Annotated in this window: 19 protein-coding genes and 1 pseudogene; 11 read left to right on the forward strand and 9 right to left on the reverse strand. The window is 57.6% G+C overall.

Features of this window, described 5'->3' with window-relative positions; all coding sequences use genetic code 11:
- The first annotated feature begins 46 nt into the window (after positions 1-46).
- Together Q1B16_RS04925 and Q1B16_RS04930 are read left to right on the forward strand one after the other, a co-directional pair.
- Entirely contained in the window at positions 47-1,075 is a 1,029-nt protein-coding gene (locus tag Q1B16_RS04925) for an IS110 family transposase (protein ID WP_299785106.1), read from the forward strand.
- Positions 1,076-1,409: 334 nt separating this feature from the next.
- Positions 1,410-1,826 (forward strand): AI-2E family transporter, encoded by a 417-nt coding sequence (locus tag Q1B16_RS04930; RefSeq protein ID WP_299785994.1) that lies wholly within the window; start codon positions 1,410-1,412, stop codon positions 1,824-1,826.
- Positions 1,827-2,049: 223 nt separating this feature from the next.
- Here Q1B16_RS04930 and Q1B16_RS04935 read toward each other — a convergent pair whose 3' ends face one another.
- The 4 genes from Q1B16_RS04935 to Q1B16_RS04955 form a co-directional block, all read right to left on the reverse strand.
- Positions 2,050-2,451 (reverse strand): STAS/SEC14 domain-containing protein, encoded by a 402-nt coding sequence (locus Q1B16_RS04935; protein ID WP_299785107.1) that lies wholly within the window; start codon positions 2,449-2,451, stop codon positions 2,050-2,052.
- A gap of 53 nt (positions 2,452-2,504) precedes the next feature.
- Complete coding sequence (locus Q1B16_RS04940) at positions 2,505-2,702, reverse strand: hypothetical protein (protein ID WP_299785108.1); 198 nt, start codon at positions 2,700-2,702, stop codon at positions 2,505-2,507.
- A gap of 1,231 nt (positions 2,703-3,933) precedes the next feature.
- Positions 3,934-4,335 (reverse strand): DUF2177 family protein, encoded by a 402-nt coding sequence (locus Q1B16_RS04950; RefSeq protein WP_299785998.1) that lies wholly within the window; start codon positions 4,333-4,335, stop codon positions 3,934-3,936.
- 249 nt (positions 4,336-4,584) lie between these two features.
- Positions 4,585-4,938, reverse strand: a complete 354-nt coding sequence (locus Q1B16_RS04955; protein ID WP_299785109.1) for a PRC-barrel domain-containing protein — start codon at positions 4,936-4,938, stop codon at positions 4,585-4,587.
- 716 nt (positions 4,939-5,654) lie between these two features.
- Here Q1B16_RS04955 and Q1B16_RS04960 point away from each other — a divergent pair.
- From Q1B16_RS04960 to Q1B16_RS04980, 5 genes and pseudogenes are all read left to right on the forward strand, one after another.
- The gene (locus tag Q1B16_RS04960) at positions 5,655-6,059 is read left to right on the forward strand and encodes a CopG family transcriptional regulator (RefSeq protein WP_299785110.1); all 405 of its coding nucleotides are present in this window, start codon (positions 5,655-5,657) and stop codon (positions 6,057-6,059) included.
- Positions 6,060-6,088: 29 nt separating this feature from the next.
- Complete coding sequence (locus Q1B16_RS04965; RefSeq protein ID WP_299785111.1) at positions 6,089-7,102, forward strand: PHB depolymerase family esterase; 1,014 nt, start codon at positions 6,089-6,091, stop codon at positions 7,100-7,102.
- A complete protein-coding gene (locus Q1B16_RS04970; RefSeq protein ID WP_299785112.1) occupies positions 7,099-8,199 on the forward strand; it encodes a C45 family peptidase in 1,101 nt (366 codons plus the stop codon). Before Q1B16_RS04965 ends, Q1B16_RS04970 begins: the two co-directional genes overlap by 4 nt.
- Positions 8,200-8,373: 174 nt before the next feature.
- A pseudogene (locus Q1B16_RS04975) lies at positions 8,374-9,174 on the forward strand (IS5 family transposase).
- 85 nt (positions 9,175-9,259) lie between these two features.
- Positions 9,260-10,114, forward strand: a complete 855-nt coding sequence (locus tag Q1B16_RS04980) for an SDR family oxidoreductase (protein ID WP_299785113.1) — start codon at positions 9,260-9,262, stop codon at positions 10,112-10,114.
- A 24-nt stretch (positions 10,115-10,138) separates the two neighbouring features.
- Here the strand turns inward: Q1B16_RS04980 and Q1B16_RS04985 are convergent, their stop codons facing one another.
- From Q1B16_RS04985 to Q1B16_RS04995, 3 genes are all read right to left on the reverse strand, one after another.
- The gene (locus Q1B16_RS04985) at positions 10,139-10,969 is read right to left on the reverse strand and encodes a PRC-barrel domain-containing protein (protein ID WP_299786000.1); all 831 of its coding nucleotides are present in this window, start codon (positions 10,967-10,969) and stop codon (positions 10,139-10,141) included.
- Positions 10,970-11,055: 86 nt separating this feature from the next.
- Entirely contained in the window at positions 11,056-13,515 is a 2,460-nt protein-coding gene (gene ligD, locus Q1B16_RS04990; protein ID WP_299785114.1) for a DNA ligase D, read from the reverse strand.
- Positions 13,515-14,342, reverse strand: coding sequence for a Ku protein (locus tag Q1B16_RS04995; protein WP_299785115.1), 828 nt, complete (start codon positions 14,340-14,342; stop codon positions 13,515-13,517). The genes ligD and Q1B16_RS04995 overlap by 1 nt, the downstream gene beginning before the upstream one ends.
- A 712-nt stretch (positions 14,343-15,054) precedes the next feature.
- Between Q1B16_RS04995 and Q1B16_RS05000 the strand changes: the two genes are divergently transcribed.
- Positions 15,055-17,166, forward strand: coding sequence for a catalase (locus Q1B16_RS05000; protein WP_299785116.1), 2,112 nt, complete (start codon positions 15,055-15,057; stop codon positions 17,164-17,166).
- 45 nt (positions 17,167-17,211) lie between these two features.
- Here the strand turns inward: Q1B16_RS05000 and Q1B16_RS05005 are convergent, their stop codons facing one another.
- Both Q1B16_RS05005 and Q1B16_RS05010 read right to left on the reverse strand, forming a co-directional pair.
- Positions 17,212-18,453, reverse strand: a complete 1,242-nt coding sequence (locus Q1B16_RS05005) for a cation:proton antiporter (RefSeq protein WP_299785117.1) — start codon at positions 18,451-18,453, stop codon at positions 17,212-17,214.
- A complete protein-coding gene (locus Q1B16_RS05010; RefSeq protein WP_299785118.1) occupies positions 18,453-18,986 on the reverse strand; it encodes a YetF domain-containing protein in 534 nt (177 codons plus the stop codon). Before Q1B16_RS05010 ends, Q1B16_RS05005 begins: the two co-directional genes overlap by 1 nt.
- Before the next feature lie 174 nt (positions 18,987-19,160).
- On the opposite strand from Q1B16_RS05010, the gene Q1B16_RS05015 reads away from it, so the two are divergent.
- The 3 genes from Q1B16_RS05015 to Q1B16_RS05025 are packed head-to-tail and all read left to right on the forward strand — an operon-like array spanning position 19,161 to position 20,352.
- Positions 19,161-19,604, forward strand: a complete 444-nt coding sequence (locus Q1B16_RS05015) for an MgtC/SapB family protein (RefSeq protein WP_299785119.1) — start codon at positions 19,161-19,163, stop codon at positions 19,602-19,604.
- Positions 19,605-19,614: 10 nt separating this feature from the next.
- Positions 19,615-19,830: a hypothetical protein gene (locus tag Q1B16_RS05020; protein ID WP_299785120.1), complete on the forward strand. Its 216-nt coding sequence runs from the start codon at positions 19,615-19,617 to the stop codon at positions 19,828-19,830.
- A 45-nt stretch (positions 19,831-19,875) separates the two neighbouring features.
- On the forward strand, positions 19,876-20,352 hold the full coding sequence (locus Q1B16_RS05025; protein ID WP_299785121.1) for a Crp/Fnr family transcriptional regulator: 477 nt from the start codon (positions 19,876-19,878) through the stop codon (positions 20,350-20,352).
- Positions 20,353-20,400 lie beyond the last annotated feature (48 nt).

Here is a 20,400-nt window from a genome sequence, read left to right on the forward strand (position 1 = left end):
CGCGCTGTCGCCATTCCCGTATTGAACCCAGACGGAGGATGACGGGATGAAGTTGTTTGTTGGATTGGATGTATCGCTTTCGAAGACCTCGGTTTGCGTGGTCAGCGAGCATGGCCAGATCGTCAAAGAAGCGGAGACTGAAAGCGAACCCGAATCTCTGGCACGATGGTTAGACGAACTTGACGGCAGCATCGCAGCGATTGGCCTGGAAGCTGGACCGCTGTCGCAATGGCTACACCGAGGGCTGACTGAAGCTAGCCTGGATGCGGTGCTGATGGAAACACGCCAGGTGAAAGGAGCGCTGAAGGCAATGCCGATCAAGACGGATCGGCGCGATGCAGAAGGGATTGCACGCCTTCTGCATCTTGGCTGGTTCCGCCCGGTCCACTGTAAATCCATCTCTGCTCAGGAAACCCGGGCGGTTCTTGGCGCTCGAAAGGCTATCCAGCAGAACATGATCGCTCTGGAAATGTCGTTGCGTGGACTGCTGCGGAATTTTGGTCTCAAAGTCGGTGCGATCTCTCGCGGCAGGTTCGAGGCACGCGTTCGGGAACTGGCGGACGGTAATCCGATGCTGGAAACTGCGACAGCACCTATGTTGCGAGCCAGAGCATCCCTGCGACAGGAACTGGCCGGTCTCGAAAAGCGTGTACGTCAGCTGGCCTCGGATGATCCGGTTTGCCAACGCCTTATGTCGATGCCGGGAATCGGTGCAGTCGTCGGACTGACCTTCCGCGCGGCTATCGATGATCCGAGGCGCTTCCGATCGTCGAAAAGGGTTGGCCCTTGGGTCGGGCTGACGCCTTCGCGCAACCAGTCTGGTGAACGGGACGTGTCGGGTGGGATCACCAAAGCTGGTGATGTCAATCTGAGAAGGGCGTTGTGCCAAGCCGCAACCGTCATGATAAACCGTGGCCGATCGACATGGCTCAGAACGTGGGGAGCCCAGCTAGCGCAGCGGCGCGGGCGCAAAATTGCCATGGTCGCCCTCGCACGCCGTATCGCTGTCATTCTGCATCGGATTTGGGTCGATGGCACAACCTTCCGATCAGATGCTGCACCGAACCCTGTCTGATAGAATGATATCTCGCCCGTTGCCTGCCTAATTGCAGGCTTTCGAGGTCCCGCAGGGACGTGGTTCCGATGATGCCGAGGTCTGGACAGTCGCCGACATCCGTCAAGCACGCCTATGAGATGGGCACATCGGAATTACATCGAACCAGCATCATGTTGGCAGCCGCCGCGCTGACCACGAACCGAAGCAAGTACCCCAAGGATCTCAGCCGAAAGCCGCGACAGCACTCAGGGCGGACAACAAAAGTTACAACTCAACCGCTCTGGCGGACCAATCATTCTGCGCAGAAAAACTTGACTGGGACGACCCCGTTACCGAAGTCCTGACCCTAAGCATAGGTGTAGCCATGTATTTGGTTGGGCTGCCCAACCCTGTACTCTGGGGGGTACTGGCCTTTGCACTAAATTTCTTGCCGTTCATTGGCGCGGTCGTCGGCGCATTTCTGGTCGCAGCCTTTGGGATCCTTAGCTTCGACACACTTGGCTTGGGTCTGCTCCCGGCTGGGCTCTACCTCACCCTCACGTCGGTTGAGGGACAATTCATTACCCCGAGTGTTCTCGGCAGGCGCTTGGAAATGAACACCGTTTCAGTTTTTCTCACCGTGATCGTATGGAGCTGGCTTTGGAGTGTACCAGGGGCGTTGATGGCAGTTCCCTTTCTGTTGCTGCTAAAGGTCATTTGCAACAATGTGCCCGGGTTAGCCACGTTGGGCAATTTTCTTGGACCGCGACAATCGAGCGACGCTGGATAACGTTGAGTGGCCAATATAATCAAATTGAGATCGGCTTGAACAACGACTGGTGCCGATCTGGATAGTATTCATTTCAGTTGCCAAGAAGTGATGGCGAGCCGCCGCTTACTGCGAAGCCAGCAGCCAACCGGTCAATAGAGCACACCGTAGACGGCAAAAGGATCGTCGCGCACATTTGGCAGAAAGGCGCGCTTACGTATAAATTATCAGGCGCGACAAAAAATTAATAGACCGTCGATGGACGCGCGCCGACGAAAGACCAAGCTTTGTCAGTTTCGTTTGTATCAAAAGCTCTTGCATCCACAGGAATGATCTTGTCCATATAAGAGATCATGGTCGCCGCTTTCTCCGGCGCGCCGACAACCGCATACTTTTTTACGTGTGTCAGCGCGCGAAAACGAGAGGCGATGACATCTCCGTCGAGCATGCTATCCCAATCGCTGCCGGTGAAGTTCGACAAGTCGAGCAGCATATTCACCCCGTCCTGGGTATCGAAGACACCATTCATGAATTCCGCCATCGCTTCAGAAGTATCATCGTCGATGTGGCCGTCTACCCGAAAGGCGTAGACATCCGGATTATTGGTTTCAATCTGGCGGACTGGCCCATGGGAAAAGGCACTCATAGGTTTTCTCCTTGGTGTGTGGATACAAACTGGCTCTACCGCGGACGCTGCGTTTAGCGCTTAGCCGCGACATTGTTTGGATCAGTGATTTCGGGATCTGGTTGAAGGTTCGGATCGGGCTTGTCACGCGCGAGCGAAGACTTCGGCGCGTTCGGCTTGTCCATTTTCTTTTCAGTCCGGGATTTACTCCAGAGCGCGAAGGCTATCACGATGATGAACGTGGTCAGTGCAAGTACTACAAGTAGGTCCATGATGGATCCTCCCAATCTGGAAAAACACTTCTGATGACAGAACTGATGTTGGAGCAGATGGTTCCAAAATTGCTCCCTAAGTCAATTTCCGGGGGACCCTGGTGGCGATCATTCCTTTAACGAATGGCGATGCGTACCGGCGCAGATCTAGAGTTTCGTGCACCCCAGTGATCTGCTCTCCATCCACTTGGGTTTGCACGATACTGCGGTTGTAAAAGGGGCCTCCCAACAACGGCATCACTTGTCGGGGACGTGTCCCGACGTCCGCACCGACGGCGCGTCTCAGACCCCACTTCGTTGTCGGGAGCGGCGATTGCGAGAGCCCCGTTTTGTGTTCGCTATCCCCTCCTCGCGCCGTAATCACACGGCCGCTGACTTCCGAACCATCCGACCGGCTGAGGCTATACATGCACAGAGCGCCTGTATTCGTGGGAAAGCGAGCCCAGGTCCATCGCTCGAAATCGTCTTCCAACGGGCGGGTTCCTGCGTTTGAGTCGCTGTACCCGTTGCCAGACCACCGCCAGCCTGGCGCTTCGAGATCGACCTCAATTCGAGCACTTGGTGCATATGGCCGCCATATGTGAGCGCCATCGACGTTGAGCGACAGCGCGATGCTGGAATATGAGCTTGGCGTGACACTAAGGCGTCCTCTTATCCTACTGACCAAAGGCCACGAAGACACCTCGTCAATGTCTATCGTCAGACACTGGCCGTCCCACGTCATGGTAGATGGACCAATCGTGAGTTTGTCCGCCCGTTGGATCAGAGCCCCTGATCTACGATCCGTCATGGCAAAGCGGCCGCCTCGACCGTATGTAACCACATTGAGACTGCAATGGTTTGCCGGATCTAAGCGCCCGGACCAATGGTACCAAGGAGAGAAGACGGCTCCAATGAAACCGATCACCGAGATCGCCTTCTTTCCGTCGCAACTGATACCGTCAACATACCACCAAGCATAACCACCGGCCGGTACCTTTATGCCGAAGTTTGGAGCTGTAGCTTGTCCGAGAGGAAGACGGTGTGGTGCGGGTTCCATGGGGGTCAGCGCCACAAAACCCAAGGCGGAGGCACCAAGTATTCAAAGGATTGGAATCGAAATAGCGACATGGCTAGGACCTTCTATCTTAAGTCGACCCCGAAACATCTAAATCCAATGGTGCCCTAAGCCTTCGAACCAAATTGAATCGCCATCAGAAATCACGACATTTTCAATAAACTCTCAAGCATTTTACTCTTGAAATTGCATAAGGAGCCAAACACCCGCCCAAGCGGAAAATCCTGTTAGAATCGCGCCCCACACTGTGTCCGTGGCCACCATGGACCATGACCAATCCTTCATGATTGACATTGAGGTAAATTCGTAAGTGCCATATGCCATCGCTCCGATGATCGCTCCGTGTAGGGCGGCACGCGTGGGGTCGGCGTCGCCCAAAGCAGGTAGGGAGACAAGAAAGACCACCCCGGCCACGTAGGCGAGATAAAACAATCCAGCTGGCGCGATCATCGGACTGTCCCGCATAGCATCTCCGAGATGCCGCGAGAAAAGGGGCTTCATCACAAAGCGGAGCATGGCAGCGTCAAGTGCAAGAAAAACTATAGCGGTAATCAAATATAAGATCATTTGGCGAATCCAGTTGGCTGAGAGGAGCGAGGATAGCAGTTCGAACAGCGCAGTCCTACCGATCGAGCGGTCGGTCCGCGTTAACCTATAAGTTGGATAATTCAGTCCAGTGCCCGGGGGTAAATTCCAAACGTGTGGGTGAATTTCAATTGTCATGTTCTGGGATTGCCGGACAAGTCCTAGCGGAGCGCCCGGAAATAGCGAAACTGTCAGCGGCTTTCTCAGATAAAACCGCTGACAGTACTTGTGGCGCTGTCTTCACAGCCAGTAGTGGGGAACACCATAATGATCATAGGTTCGCCGCTCCCAGTCACGATCCGTATACCAATTTTCCTCGCGGGTAGGCGCGCCCTTGACTTCCTGTTCAGTGATGTCGGTCGAGTAGCCATCCTTGGTCGTATCGTACCGTAGCTTGCCCCATGGCACCGGGTGATGATCTTCACCGATACCCAGAAAACCGCCGAAGCCCATTACGGCATAGGCAACCTTGCCGGATTCCTTGTCGATAATGAGATGATCGATCGTACCGATATGGGTGCCGTCATTGGCGTAGACATCGGTTCCGTTCACATCGTTCGATGAGACGAGTGTTGCTTGTGTGGTATTGTCCATTAGAATTTCCTCCTTCTATTGACCAGAAAACGGTGACATGCGCCAAGTGGTTCCCCGAGGGATGTGTAGGTGGCGATATGATGCCGAAGGGGAGGGGGACCTCTTGGTAACCCGATCTGCGGACATCGTCAGGAGGGATTGTCATGTGCAACAAGGTGATCACCCCTTGCTATGGTAAAGTGAAGGTCAGCGGGAGCGTAGCACTATTCCGTCATATCAGGATCGGAATGAACGACGTTGCCGCAATGGTGGCATACTATGACAGGGTCCTCACCTGCGTCGGTGTGGATCGCACAACACCGCTCAATACATCGGCCCGGCGGGTGTTAACTGCCAGGTATTAAAGTACCGATGGCCGCAGCTTGCATTAAGAGCATCACTACGGTGAGCCAGCTACAGCAGGCAATGGGGTTCAGATCAGCTTCAGATGTGGTTCCCGCGCCGCTGTGGAGATGTCCTGGAAGGAGGCTGTCCACGAGGGTGGCAGCGATGAACGTCCTTCTGGAGACCGACCCATCTACCACGAATACTTCTATGCGGCCTTTGCTCGTGACCCCGAAGGAAACGGGATTCGCTTCCTGTTCTGCGAATGGAGTCCCACCAACACCACCCTGGCGTTCGGAGTGAGAGGAACTTTGCCAACCGGCAGAGTTCCAGAACTTGCATTGCGGCCCAAAGCCCTCTATATCATCCAAGTGGATGGTAAGGAGGCTACGTTGCCAAGACAAGTCAAAGCGAGTGATACCGAAAAAGTGACGATCAACCTCGGCTATGTCGATCTTGGTCGCATAGACCTGCTGGTGGAGGAAGGTTTCTACACCAACCGAACGGATTTTATCCGCGCTGCTATTCGGGCGCAGCTTGGGTCGCACAGTGGTGACATGACCGCGCTGATCGAACGACGCGTTCTCGACATCGGTTTGCGGGACTTCACCCGCGCCGATCTCGAAGCTGCCCGCGATGCGGGAGAGCTTCTGCATATCAAGGTCGTGGGGCTGGCTCGGCTGGCCTCCGATATCGACGCCGAACTGGCCCTTGCAACCATTGGTTCCATCAATGTGCTGGGCGCGCTTCAGGCCTCTCCCGAGGTCAAGGACGCGCTTGGTACGCGTATCAGCTAGGGTGTAAGCCCTTCAGAAAGGATGAAGAGATGAAGGACAATTTCGCGACGGCCATGCGCCGGTCGCTCGACCTCGTGCGCGCGGGTGATCCGCATGGGGCGACGGAGAAAATACAGGAAGCATTGCGAGGTAGAACGGCAGTGCCTATTCCGCAACATCGGGTGCGACAGCCGTTGTCAAAAGTGCTGGAGCATGTTCCCGCAAGGAGGGCGAAGACGCAGCCCGACGATACGATGCAGGATCGTCATTTTCGGTGTGGTTCGGGATCGCGGGACTATCGGCTGTTCGTCCCATCCCCGCCGCTCGACGACCTGCGAGGGCTGGTGATCATGCTGCATGGCTGCACCCAGAACCCGGACGACTTTGCGACAGGAACGTCGATGAACCGGCACGCGGAACGGCACGGCTTTGTCGTTGCCTACCCATCACAGCCGCGCAGTTGTAATATGAACGGCTGTTGGAACTGGTTCGAACCAGCTCACCAGGACGCGCAAACGGGCGAGCCGGCGATCTTGTCGGGACTGACGCGATCGCTTCAAGTGGAATTCTCACTTCTTCCGCGCGAAACCTTCGTGGCTGGCCTGTCGGCAGGCGGTGCGATGGCGGCGATCCTGGCTGAGCAGCGACCGGATGTTTTTGCCGGTGCGGGTGTGCATTCGGGTCTGCCTACAGGGTCCGCGCACGACGTCACGTCGGCATTTGCTGCGATGCGAGGTCAAGGTGCGCCCGGCAGAGCGATGGAGCGTCCGGCCATTGTATTTCAAGGGCTGGCCGATCCCACCGTCGCGGCTGTCAACGCCAGCAGGCTTGTCGGCGTGCTGCGAGCGCCCGAGCGGCAGCGCATCGAGATCAATCAGCTCCCTTGCCAAGTGACAAAAGGTTGGACCGGCGACGGTCATCCGATGGAACTTTGGCTAATTGAGGGGGCCGCACATGCGTGGTTGGGCGGAAATGACTCCGGCAGCCATACCGATGCTAAGGGACCAGATGCCTCAGCCGAAATGTTGCGATTTTTCAATTCCGTGATGGAGAAAAAACAATGACGATGACCATGCAGTTCGACGCCATATCCGAAAGCAGACCGGGGCCGAAATGGCACGCCCGCTGGCGGCGCAGCTGGCCAGCCTACGAGGCATGGTTCGCCGCGCGCCGTGGCGACCTCGGCCCTGACCGCGCCGCTTGCCTCGCCGCCATGCAGCGGCACATGCCGGAGCTGATACCGACTTATCAGCGACTTGTTGATGTGGTTGGTGGCGGCGGCAGAGAGGCGCGTTTTCTATCGGGTTGGTGCCCCCCGTCATACTTGGGGGGATGTTCGCTGGCGGCGGTGGCGGACGACGATAGCGTGCGGCTGGTCCGCAATTACGATCTGTCACCGGACCTTAATGAAGGTCTGCTGCTACGGACCGAATGGGTCCGCCCCGTCATGGGGATGGTGGAATTCCTCTGGGGATTATCCGATGGCATCAACGATAGTGGGCTGTCGGTCGCACTGGCCTTTGGTGGGGGAAGCCACACGGGCAGGGGCTTCGGCATCACCCATATCGTCCGCTACGTCCTGGAGACCTGCGGTGATGTCGGGGAGGCAATCGCCGCACTGCGGCGGGTTCCCTCGCACATGGATTATAATCTTGTCCTGGCAGATCCATCGGGACGTACAGCATCGGTCGAGTTGATCGCAGGCGGCGGCATACGTCTGCGGGAGCGGGCCATTGCGACCAACCACCAGCACGGGGACCGTGCGCCCGAACGGCCGGCGTTTACGCGTACGCGGGAACGCTATGGCCACCTTGAAGCCCTGCTTGATGGCGCGCCGGAACCCTCGGCGTTGCCAGACGCGTTCCGCGCCGACCCACTGTATCAGACGGGACATGCCGAGGGATTCGGCACGTTGTTCACGGCGGAGTACGATCCGGGGGCGGCAACAATGGCGTTGCACTGGCCGAGGGACAAGTGGGTGCAGACGTTGCAGGATTTCAAGGAGGGAACACGGCACGTCAGCTTTGACGTTGCCCAGCCGACCAACCCGGACTGGATCGCCGCCATCACGCCCTGGATCGGGGGCGGGGCTGCGGATATGCTGGACCGCCCTTGGGAGGATGTCGATTGGCAGGCCTTCGCCCGCTCGTTCGCAGCTTGAGCGACTGTTCAGGCACTCGCGCGAAGGGTTGATAGGAACGCTCTTACGGCTGTGCCTGACGTTAGCCGAGAATGGCAATTCAATCTGCGATACGTGATCGCCTAGGTCACGCACTCATAAAACGGTAGCGTCTTTTCGGGATTGCTGGTTCACTTCGGAAAAGAGGAGAGCAGTATGGCGCAACGTCGTTACGAACTCACTGACTTCGAATGGTCGATCCATCGAACCGCTTTTGCCGAACAAGCCGCGCGGTGTGCCGCGGGTGGATGACAGGCGGGTGCTGAATGGTATCTACTGGCGTCTCAGGACCGGATCGCCCTGGTCCGACATCCCCGAACGCTATGGCCCCTACACGACCTGCTACAACCGCTTCGTGCGATGGGCGAAGCTGGGTGTATAGGACAGGATATTCGACGCGGTATCAGCGGCTTACGAAGGATCGGAACAGTCCGTCGACAGCTCGTCCATCCGAGTGCATCAGCATGGAGCCAACGCTAAAAGGGGGGTGTCGACGCCGCCGGTCTGGCTGACCTTCGAGCCGTCTGCATGGGGCGCTCGCGGGGCGGCCTGACCACCAAGATCCATGCCGTCACGGATGTCAACGGTCTGCCGATCACGCTGAAACTGACCGCCGGACAGGCCCATGACGGCCGCTCTGCGGACGACATGCTGGGCACGCTCAGGCGGGGTCAGGCCCTGCTGGCGGACGCGGCCTACGACAGCAATCGCCTGCGCGATCATCTCGACAGCATCGGCGCGAAGGCCGTTATTCGCCCGATCCCACGACGATCAGCACCGCCGCCGCTGGATCGCGACGCCTACCGGCGCTGCAACCGGATCGAACGCTTCTTCTCAAAGCTCAAGCATTACAGGGCCATCGCAACCCGATACGAGAAGCACGACGCCAACTTCCTCGCCCTCATCAAACTCGCAGCAACACGCATCTGGTTGCGCGTTTATGAGTCGGTGACCTAGTTTGGGCGTTCCAGCAATTCCCATGTGCAAAGGAACCCATCAGTCCGCAAATGAGTTTTGCGGGTAGACTTCTGGAGGCACCGACATGGCAGAAAATGACTTTAAACCAATGGACAGCCCGCAGCGCCAGCCCGGGCTTGAACACGAGATGGATCCGGAGCCGGACTATATGCCGCGTTTTTCCGGGTCGCAGCGGCTCGCGGGAAAGGTCGCGTTGATAACCGGGGGCGACTCCGGGATCGGTCGCGCAACGGCGATACTTTATGCGCGCGAAGGTGCCAAGGTGGCCATCGTCTACCTTGACGAGGACCGCGATGCCGAGAAAACCAAAGAACTGATCGAAGACGAGAAGGGGGAGGCCCTTCTTCTCCGCGGTGACGTAGGCGAAAAATCGTTCTGCGCCGATGCAGTGAGTAAGACTGTCGAGAAATTCGGCAAGCTTGATATCCTGGTCAACAACGCAGGCGAGCAACACGCGCAGGACGATCCCCAAGATATCGAAGAGGCCCAGATCGAGCGGACATTCCGGACCAACATCTTCGGAATGATGTTCATGACGCAGGCAGCGTTGCCTCATCTAGAGAAGGGGGCCCGCATCATCTGCCTGACCTCGATTACTGCCTACAAAGGGCAGGATCTGCTGATTGACTACGCGTCGACAAAGGGGGCGATCCTCGCGTTCCTGAGGGCCATGTCGAGCAAGCTGGCGCCGAAAGGCATTCTGGTCAACGGGGTGGCTCCTGGTCCGATCTGGACACCTCTGATTCCGGCGTCCTTTCCAAAAGAGGCGGTCGATGATTTCGGTCAGGACTCGCCTCTCGGCCGGCCGGGCCAGCCGAACGAGGTCGCACCATCCCTGCTGTTTCTCGCGTGCGAGGACTCTTCCTATATGACAGGTCAGGTGCTGCACCCGAACGGCGGGACGCTAGTCGGGGGCTGACGGCAGAAACGCGCCGCTGTGCTATCATTCCTTCAACTTTGCCCACAATTGCCGCTTGAGGCGATACCGGCCCCACCAGGACCGAATCTGCGTGGCGTAAAGAGTTCGCGGACGTAGCCGACACCCGTCTTCGCCGCTTTCAACGTCAAACTGCCTTTTAGAGGCCACCACGGCGGAACTGGCGGCAGAAATAGCCGCGACCTTCATTTCCACCCTTTCGATTGCACTGGGGTCAAGTTTCTTCGAGATATTCCAGCGCGCGCGCTCGAGGAGATTGTCAAAGCTGCCTATGTCAATGTACTCGCCACTGTCCAACGGACCCTGAAAGGTGGAAGCGCTAGCGCTGGAGAGATCTTTCTTCGCAGTCTCGGAGCGGTCTACAACAGAAGTTTCGCGTTCGCCGTCCTTCGTCCAGGTGGTTAGGAGGATCTCGAGGATGTAGATCGGCTCAAAACCGAGATTGCTAATGAACGTTCTGGCATCTGAACTCCTACTTCCGCCAAGATGGATCAGGATTTCCGTGCGGCGCTGTCGGCGCAAACCTGAAACGAGGATCTGCAAATAGATGATCCACACCACTGCGGTCACGATACCTACGATTGCCTGTAAGGGTGACGCATTTTCGACCAGCCAATCCCACATGGTTCCCCGCCTCCGTTTACAATCTGGCACCCCCTTGACAGCTTCTTCGGTGATGTCCGTGATAAAACCGTTTCTGGTCGTGTCGAAGCTCAGTCTTCCCAACGGGACGGGGTGATGGTCATCGCCCATTCCGAGAAAGTTGCCAAAGCCCAGAACGGCGTAAATCACCTTGCGAGATTGCTTGTCGATCATCAGATGATCAATCGTGCCGATATGAACTCCGTCATGCGGATTGGTTCCTCTGCGCCGAACCCGAAAGCATTATAGTCTAAGATCTGTACTTTTAGGATGCACGCTTCTCACTCCTTCGAAAGTGTCTCAAGCGCGTCGATCACGCTGTCGCTGAGGGTCTGCAGGTTGTCCTGGACCTGCAAGGCCGGGCAGTCTTTTTCCAATCGCGCCGCCATGTCTTCCATTGAGAATTCACTTGGGCTGGCCAACGTGTGCAACTCGTCCCACGTCACGGGCACGGCCACCGGGGCACCGGGGCGGGCGCGCAGGGAATAGGGCGCAATCGCTGTCGCACCCCTTTCGTTGCGCAGCCAGTCAATGAAAATGCGGCCCCTGCGTTTGGATTTCGACATCGTTGCCGTGTAGCGGCCCGCGTCGCGCGCCGCCATTACATGGGCAAATGTCTTGGCGAACAGCTTGATCGTGTCCCAGCCACGGGTGCGCCGCAGCGCCAGCCAGACATGCACGCCCTTGCCGCCGGTCACGATGGCGCCGCTGTCCAGCCCGATGTCCGAAAGAGTGTCGCGCACATCGAATGCCGCATCGCGCACATCGGCCCAGTCTAAGCCCTCGTCCGGATCGAGGTCGAACACCAGCCGGTCGGGACGTTCAAGCCGGTCGGTCCGTGCCCCCCAGATGTGGAACTCGATGCTGCCCATCTGAGCCGCCGCGGCCAAGCTTTCGGCGCGGGTGGCATAGAGATAATCGTCAATGTCGCCATCGCTTTCCTTGATGCTGACACGCGACAGTTCATCCGGCATGCCGCCGTTGTGGTGTTTCTGAAAGAAACACGGATTGTCGATGCCTGACGGGCAGCGATAAAGCGAAAGGGGCCGGTGGCCCGCCAGCGCAATCAGCCGCTCGCCGACGCGCGCGTAGTGGCGCGCCACATCGCCTTTGGTGCAGCCCGCATCGGGAAAGACCGGGCGGTTAGCGTTGCTGATGCGGATGCCCTGAACGGGAATCTCATGACCCTCTTCCATCGGTTTCTCCAATCGCACCTCAGCGGCCTTCTTGTCATTGCGCAATCCTAGAAAACTGCCGTGGCGGACATATCCATCATCGGTAAATTCGCTGAACTCGACCTCGGCCACCAGATCGGCGCACACCCATTGGGCGTCCTTTGCGATGTCGTCCGGAACGCCTTCGCAGGGCGGTGTCTTGCGCGGTGTCATCGCCTGGCTCAGATCGGCCATCGCCGCATCCGAAAACCCGGTTCCGACCCGGCCCTTGTACCGCAGCGCGTCGCCATCATGCGTGCCCAGCAGAAGCGAGGCAAAGGGCCGTCCCGCCTTGTCCGACGGGGAATAGCCGATAATGACAAATTCCTGCCTGCGGGTGCATTTGACCTTGCGCCAGGCCTTGCTGCGGGTGCCGCGATAGGGCACGTCGATGCGTTTGCTGATGATCCCCTCTGCGCCCGCCTTGCAGGCGCTGGCGAAAACCTCGTCGCCGTTGCCGACGATATGCTCGCTCAGCCGCAGGGGCCCGCTGGAGGGCACGCCGGACAGCAGCTGTGCCAGACGTTCGCGCCGCTCGATCTGAGGCTCCTTGCGCAGATCCTGCCCGTCGATTTGCAGCAGATCGAAGGCGAAGTAGACCAGCGCGTTGCCCTGTTTCAGTGCCTTTTGCAGCGATGAAAATGCCGAACCGACGATGCGCGCGGCCATCACCTCGCCGTCGATCAGGGCGGCATCGCATGGCAGGCGAGCGAACGCGCCGTCGAGCGCCTGGAACCTGTCGGTCCAGTCCTTGCCCGACCTTGTGTAGAGCCGAGTGCCGCCCTTGCCGAGCGCGGCAAGGCAGCGATAGCCGTCGAACTTGGTCTCGTGCAGCCAGTCATCGCCCTCGGGCGCGTCTGATACCAGCGTCGCAAGCTGTGGTTTGACGAACGCGGGGCGCTTGCGGCTGCGGTCGGGGGCCGGATCAGGCAGGACTTTGGCGGGAGCACCGTCGCCGATCTGCGCCATGGTGCGACCCGTCTTGACCGAAATCGCCTTGCCTTTGGTAAAGGCGTCCGGATCGTCGTCGGAGTAATCGTCACGCTCCTTGATCAAGAGCCAGTTTTCGCGTTTATCCTTCGGTTTGCCGCGCATCCGCACTAGCGTCCAGCCGCCCTTCATCCGCTGACCTTGCAGGGTGAATTTCAGCTTGCCCTCACTCAGGCCCTGTTCAAAGTCCTCTTGCGGCACCCAGCCGCCGGTATCCCACAGCATCACCGTGCCGCCGCCATATTCGCCCTTGGGAATGGTGCCTTCAAAATCGCCGTAATCCAGCGGATGACCCTCGGTGCGCACCGCCAGACGCTTTTCGCCCGGATCGGGCGATGGCCCCTTAGTGACGGCCCAGCTGAGTAAGACGCCGTTCCATTCCAGTCGAAAATCGTAATGCAGTCGACTGGCAGCGTGCTTCTGGACCACGAAACGCCGCTTTGATCTCCGTTCACCCACTTGACCGCGCGGTTCGCTGGTGCGGGAAAAATTGCGCTTGGTGTTATAGTGCGCCAGAGGGTCGGGAGGTTTGGCCATCAGGATGCCTTCTTCGAAGGTCTCTTCCTCTTCTTGCCATCGGCGTCCTTGAGGCTCTGTTTCAACGCGCTCATCAGATCGACTACGTTGTCTCCGCCAGCACTTTCGTCGTCGTCGGCCCGTACGCGCGGGGTCTTTTTGTTCTTGATCTTGGCGTCCAGCAACGCCTGCATCGCCTCGGCATATTTGTCGTGATATGCGCCGGCATCGAAGGGGGCGCTCTTGCGGTCGATCAGCGAGGTCGCAACCTCCAGCAAGTCCTTGTCGGACGTGTCGTCCTCAATATCGGTAAAGATCGCGTCGGCCTCGCGCAGCTCGTCCTCGTAATGCAGGGTCTCCATTAACAGCCCGTCGCCGCAGGGTTTGACGGCGGCCAGATATTCCTTGCCCCGCATTGTGACCTGTCCCAGGCCTACCATGCCCGCCTGCCGCAGCGCATCGCGCACCACGCGGTAGGCATCCTGCGCCAGGTCGTCCGAGGCGGTGATGTAATAGGGCTTGTCGAAATAAAGCGGAGAGATCTCGCAAGCATCGACGAACTGAACCAATTCAAAGGTCTTTTTCGTCTCCAACTTGATCGCGTCGATCTCGTCAGGATCCAGTAGGATATACTCGTCGTCGTCTACCTCATAGCCCTTGACGATGTCCTCGGTCTTGACTGGGCCGATACCGGGGACGGATTTTTCATAGCGGATGCGTTTTCCGGACGGTTTGTGGATCTGACGGAACGAAACCCGCGCCCCGGATTTCGTGGCAGAGAAGATTTCCACTGGGATCGAAACCAGCGACAGGCGAAGCTGTCCTTTCCAAAGTGCGCGCGGTGCCATTCAAGTCCTTTCTCGGCGGGAGTTGAGACTAGGTAAACAGGTGGTTCCATACATAAAGCATGTCGGCGGAAGAATGGTTCCCTTCGGTGTTCGACCGCGGTAGACAGTTTCTACGTAGAGCTTCTTCATCAGAGAAGTCATACCAAATGGCACAACCGACCACTCCCAATTAGGTTGCTGCCGTCGCACCTTTGGTGTTCCATGGCAGGACGTCGATTGGCGGGCCTTCACCCGGCCCTCGTGGCTCGAGTGATAACTGACTATGCGTTCTCTCAGTCGCGGCCCTATGCCGGCGGCGCGGGGGACCTTTCGACAAGGTCAGCCACCAATCGCGACCTCAATCCGCGATGCGTGACCGCTCGGTCGGATTGGGGCCGCCTGCAGGTGCTTCGCCCACCGTGTCCCGGGTCGATGAAGGTCCTCTTGCGGCTCTTTCGGCGGCTTCTTGCTATTCTTATCATCCTTTTCTTGGGGTTTGGTCATCGAAACATCCTCCATTTTTGATTACTGTCCTGACAACGGTGGAGGTCGTCATTGCGTTCCAAATAGTCACCAATTGCGCTCGGGTATCTCCTGCTATTGACGTATCAATTTGAGGTGCAGCGCTTTACCGCTCTGCGCTTCAATCTAGATACATCTCCAGTTGTAGTTTTTGGCCTAGGTTGTCCCGACTGCGCGTTGGACCCTATTAGATTTGTCGGAGAATGAGAGAATGTCAGATAAACCGTTCCAATATGAACCTTCGATCCGCACCCAGAAATCCAACGATACGATTGAGCGCTCACAAGACATCGGCGAGGGCGGTGAAACGCACCAGGACGTCGGCGACGGTGCACGGCTGACCACGGCGCAAGGCATCGCGGTGTCCGACAACCAGAACGCACTCAAGGCAGGAGCACGCGGGCCAACCCTTCTGGAAGACTTCCACTTCCGTGAGAAAATGTTTCATTTCGACCATGAGCGCATTCCGGAACGTGTCGTACATGCGCGCGGCTATGGCGCGCGAGGGTATTTCGAGACGACGGAGGCGATCCCCGAACTGACCTCAGCTCACCTGTTGCAGGAAAAGGGCCGCAAGGTGCCCGCCTTCGTGCGCTTCTCGACCGTGGCGGGCAACAAGGGGTCGATGGACCTGGCGCGTGACGTGCGCGGGTTCGCGGTGAAGCTCTATACCGACGAGGGCAATTGGGACATCGTGGGCAACAACATTCCCGTCTTCTTCATACAGGACGCGATGAAGTTTCCCGATCTGGTGCATTCGGTAAAGGAAGCGCCGGACCGCGCGTTTCCGCAGGCGCAATCGGCGCATGACAACTTCTGGGATTTCATATCGCTGATGCCCGAAGCGATGCACATGATCATGTGGACCATGTCTGATCGTGCGATCCCACGGTCGTTCCGGTTCATGGAAGGGTTCGGGGTGCATACCTTCCGGTTCGTGAACGCGGACGGGGAAGCCAAATTCGTAAAGTTTCACTGGAAACCCAAGCAAGGCCTGCAATCGGTGGTCTGGGACGAGGCGGTCAAGATCAACGGCGCAGACCCCGATTTTCACCGGCGTGACCTATGGGCCGCGATCCAGAGCGGGGACTATCCCGAGTGGGAGCTGGGCGTGCAGGTCTTCGATGACGATTTCGCCGACAGTTTCCCTTTCGATATCCTCGACGCGACCAAGCTGATCCCGGAGGAGGATGTGCCGGTGCGCATCATCGGCCGACTGGTGCTCGACAGCGTCGTGGACAACTTCTTCGCCGAAACAGAACAGGTTGCGTTTTGCACCCAGAACATTGTCCCGGGCATCGATTTCACCAATGACCCTCTGCTGCAGGGTCGGAATTTTTCCTATCTTGACACGCAGATCAAACGCTTGGGCGGGCCGAATTTTACCCATATCCCGGTAAACGCGCCAAAATGCCCCTTTGCGCATTTCCAGCAGGATGGCCATATGGCGATGCACAATCCGTCGGGCCGGGCAAATTACGAGCCGAACAGCTGGAAGGATGGGGGACCACGTGCAGACACCAACGCCGGATTCCGATCCTACGCGGAAGAGGTTTCGGGCGAGAAGCGCAGAGTGCGCGCGGACCTGTTCGCAGACCATTACAGCCAGGCGCGCCAGTTCTACCGCAGTCAGACGGAGGTGGAGCAAACCCATATCGCCGATGCCCTCGTATTCGAGTTGTCTAAATGCGAAGTGCTGGAGATACGGGAACGCGTCGTCGCGCATCTGCCGAACATAGACGATGGTCTGGCGAAAGCTGTTGCTGACGGGCTGGGGCTGGAAGAAGTGCCGCAGGCACACGAACCGCGGCGCGAGATTGTCGCTGACCTCAAAATGTCGAAGGCGCTGTCGATCTTGAAAAACGGTCCCAACAGCTTCAAGGGGCGTAAACTGGGGATTCTGGCAACGGACGGAATTGATGGTGGCTTGCTCCAGTCACTGATGGATGCGGTGAAGGATGTCGGCGGTATGGCGGAAATTGTCGCTCCGACCATTGGTGGAATCACGACCGCAAGAGGCAAGAAGTACGCCGCGGACGAGAAGGTCGATGGCGGCCCGTCGGTCCTCTATGACGCGGTAGCGGTCCTTGCGTCCGAGGAAGGTGTGCAGAAATTGAAAACCATGCACCCCGCCAAAGATTTCGTGACGGACGCCTTTTCCCATGCAAAGTTTATTGCTGTTTCCGGAGAAGCGGTCGCCTTGTTCCAGGCAGCCGGAGTGACGGAATTCGACGATGGTGTGATCGAAATTTCCGAAGCCGATGACTGCACGGCATTTGTCGAGAGATGCGGGAAGCTCAGGTACTGGGACCGCACTCCATAGGGTCGGGCACGGGGCGACCCACCGGGCCGCCCCTATTCGCGACACTCAGCGTCCGATCTTGTCCATCGCCCACCCGACGGTAAATCCATGCAAGATGGTCGAGGCCAAAATCGTCACTGCGACGATGATCCAAAGATCCGACCCATTCGCCAGATCGACATGGGTCGCCGCGTAAGCCAAATAGTAGATCGAGCCGATGCCGCGCACCCCATATACCGAAACCACCAAACGGTCGGAGTGGTTTAGCGGTGATCGCCAAAGCGACAAGCATCCTGCAACTGGTCGTATGATCAGCAACAGAAAGGCTGCCACCATCAGATGCCACCATTCTAGATCAGTTAACAGTAGGGGAAGCGCACCACCTAGCGCGATCAGCAATAGCGCGGTCAATGCATGTTCGATGGCTTCGGAGAAGTCGTGCAGGTTGCGATGGTATTCATGCTCGCTCTCGACACGGCGCAGTGTGAGGCCCATGACCGCGACAGCAATGAACCCATACCCCTCAACCAATTCGGTCGAGCCATAGCAGAGAAACACGCCTGCAATCGCAATGACCCCCGATCCGGTGTTGGCCAGCTTGCTCCGCTTGGGAAAATTGAAAAGCACCTGACCTAATGCCCAGCCGCCTGCCCAACCGACCAGTGCGCCGACACCGATCCGATAGAAGACATCCTCAAGCAGCCACCGTAGCCCCCATTCATCGAACGCCAGACCCTGCGTGGCGATGAAAAGGCCCAGATAGACGAATGGAAACGCAAGCCCATCGTTCAGCGTGGCTTCGGTCGTAAGTGCGAACCTGACGGGGTGTTCCTGACCTTCCAGGGGCGGCGCGATTTGTACATCGGCAGCCAGCACCGGGTCCGTCGGAGCCAGTACCGCGGCCAGGATGACCGCACCCGCGACTGTCATACCGCCGATGAACAACCCAAAGGCGGCGACGGCCAGAATTGTCAGCGGCATCGCGATCGCAAGCAACCGGATTGTCGGAAACCACTTCTCAAGCGGACCAATGCTGTCCACACGCATCCCTGCGCCAAAAAGCGCGATAATCACGGTCACCTCTGCCACAAACTCCCAAAGCTTTGGCAACTCGCGTGGATCGGGCACAGAAGGAAGGCTGGAAAATAGAAATGCGACCAGCGCGCCAAGTAATATCATCAACGGGGCTGCCGCCGGTTCGCGCGAGGAAATCAGCCGCGGCACCCAGCGGGCAAGGATCACGATTATGCCCACGATGGCAAGTACCGCATGATACGGGTCGAGCGAAAAAAACCCGTCCTCAGACATCAGTGTTGTTCACGCTCAGATAGTCGCTTGACACCCTTGAATAGGGTCTCATCTACGGGATCGCCGTGCAGAACCGATACATCGCCAGTCGTCTCAAGAACCACCGCGCGTACCGATGACATATCCAAAGCGTTGGCTTCGCGCAGCTTTGCGATCAGGTCCTCTTCGGCCACTCGGGTCGCGCGAAGAGCGTCATGGAGGATGACACCATCTTTCATAAGCAAGGTCGGGGTATTTTGAACCAACGTATCAAGTGGCTGAGACCATCGGCGCAAACGTGAAACGAAATACTGGACGGCAAACAGGCTGGCCATTGCCGTCAACGTCTGAAAGAATCCGGTCCACTGCTCAGATTGCGATGCACCAGCCAGTAATGATCCCATGGCCACCGTCATAACAAAATCGAAGTTGGTCATTTTCGAAAACGACCGCAGCCCAACGATACGGACCAGCAAAATAATCCAGAAGAGCCCGACCGCGCTCAGGACAAAACCTTTGGCGAAGGCGTCAACAACAGGTCCGTCAAAAAACATCCGCCCCTCCTTCTTCCCATCTGATTTACCGGCGCAACGCGCTTGTAAGGTTCGACGTTCCACCATAGGCAGCCCAGGTCAGTTGCGTGTCAATCTAGATTTAGCCGCAGTGAGTTACTGTGCGTTAGACCATGGTGATGCTTTTTTCGTATTGAGATGTGAGGTATTTAAGTCATGATCGACTTCAGCGAATTCGTCCTGCGCGTGCTGTTCTCGGGCGCGTGCGGATTGGTGGTCGGACTTGATCGCGAGATTAAAGGCAAACCTTTGGGCGCAGGCGCCTACGTGCTGGTCGCAATCGGTTCTGCTGCGCTGATGACGGTCACACTCAACTTTGCCTTGAGCAGCATGGCTGAGGATGAGGCCATGTCCATCGACCCCACCCGCCTTATCCAAGGCATTGTTGGAGGGATCGGTTTCCTCGGGGCGGGGGCCATCATGTCACCCAGCGATAATGGGCGGCTGAAAGGCGTCCGCAGCGGTGCGGCGATTTGGGCAGTGGGGTCTATCGGCGTCGCCTGCGGCCTCGGATTCTTGAAAGAGGCCGCTTTCATTTCGGTGCTGATCTTCGTGGTTCTTAACATTTTCGATTGGCTGCACCTACGAAACGACAAATAGGAAGAGATTTATGACCAGCGCCTCCAGTTGCCTCGTGGCCAAGCTATCGCATTACGTCCCTCTTTCGGAAGCCGATTGCGAACGGCTGGCCACGCTTGAAAAAACGGAGCGGGTTTTTGAGACCGGACAGGAGGTCTATCAAGGTGGCGACGAGAACAAGGACCTTCATGTCGTCAAATATGGCTGGGCCTTCAGCTATACCGATCTGCCTGATGGTCGTCGTTAAATCGTCAAGATCCATCACCCCGGCGACATCATCGGTTTTCCTGACGTGGCCCTCAAACACGCCACGACTACACTGCGCACTGCCGAAGAAGTGTGCCTATGTCCATTTCCAAAGGCGTCCCTCGACGAGATACTGCGTAAATCACCGAGGCTTTCGGCGCTCCTTCTCTCCATCGCCTTGCGGGAACAGGTCGTGCTGATTGATGTACTGCGGGCGATGGGTCGGATGAGTGCGCAAGAGCGTGTCTCCTATATGCTGCTGGATCTGATCGCGCGTCTGCGCATTACCAACTCGCAGATGACCGATACCTTCCGCCTGCCAATGACTCAGAGCCAGATAGCCGACTATCTGGGACTGACCAATGTCTACATCAGCAAGACGCTGATCCGCATGGAAGAGACCGGCTACATTTACCGTGAAGAAGATCGCCTGCGAATTCTGAACGAAATTGCGATGATCGAACTAACGGATTTCCATGATCGCTATGCCGACATGGATACGTCCTGGTTTCCGCAAGACTGATCGCGTCAGACGGATTCAATCTAGTTGAAAGATCTGCACGTCGCAGTC

This window comes from uncultured Marivita sp. (genome assembly GCF_947488135.1).
Taxonomy (GTDB): domain Bacteria; phylum Pseudomonadota; class Alphaproteobacteria; order Rhodobacterales; family Rhodobacteraceae; genus Marivita.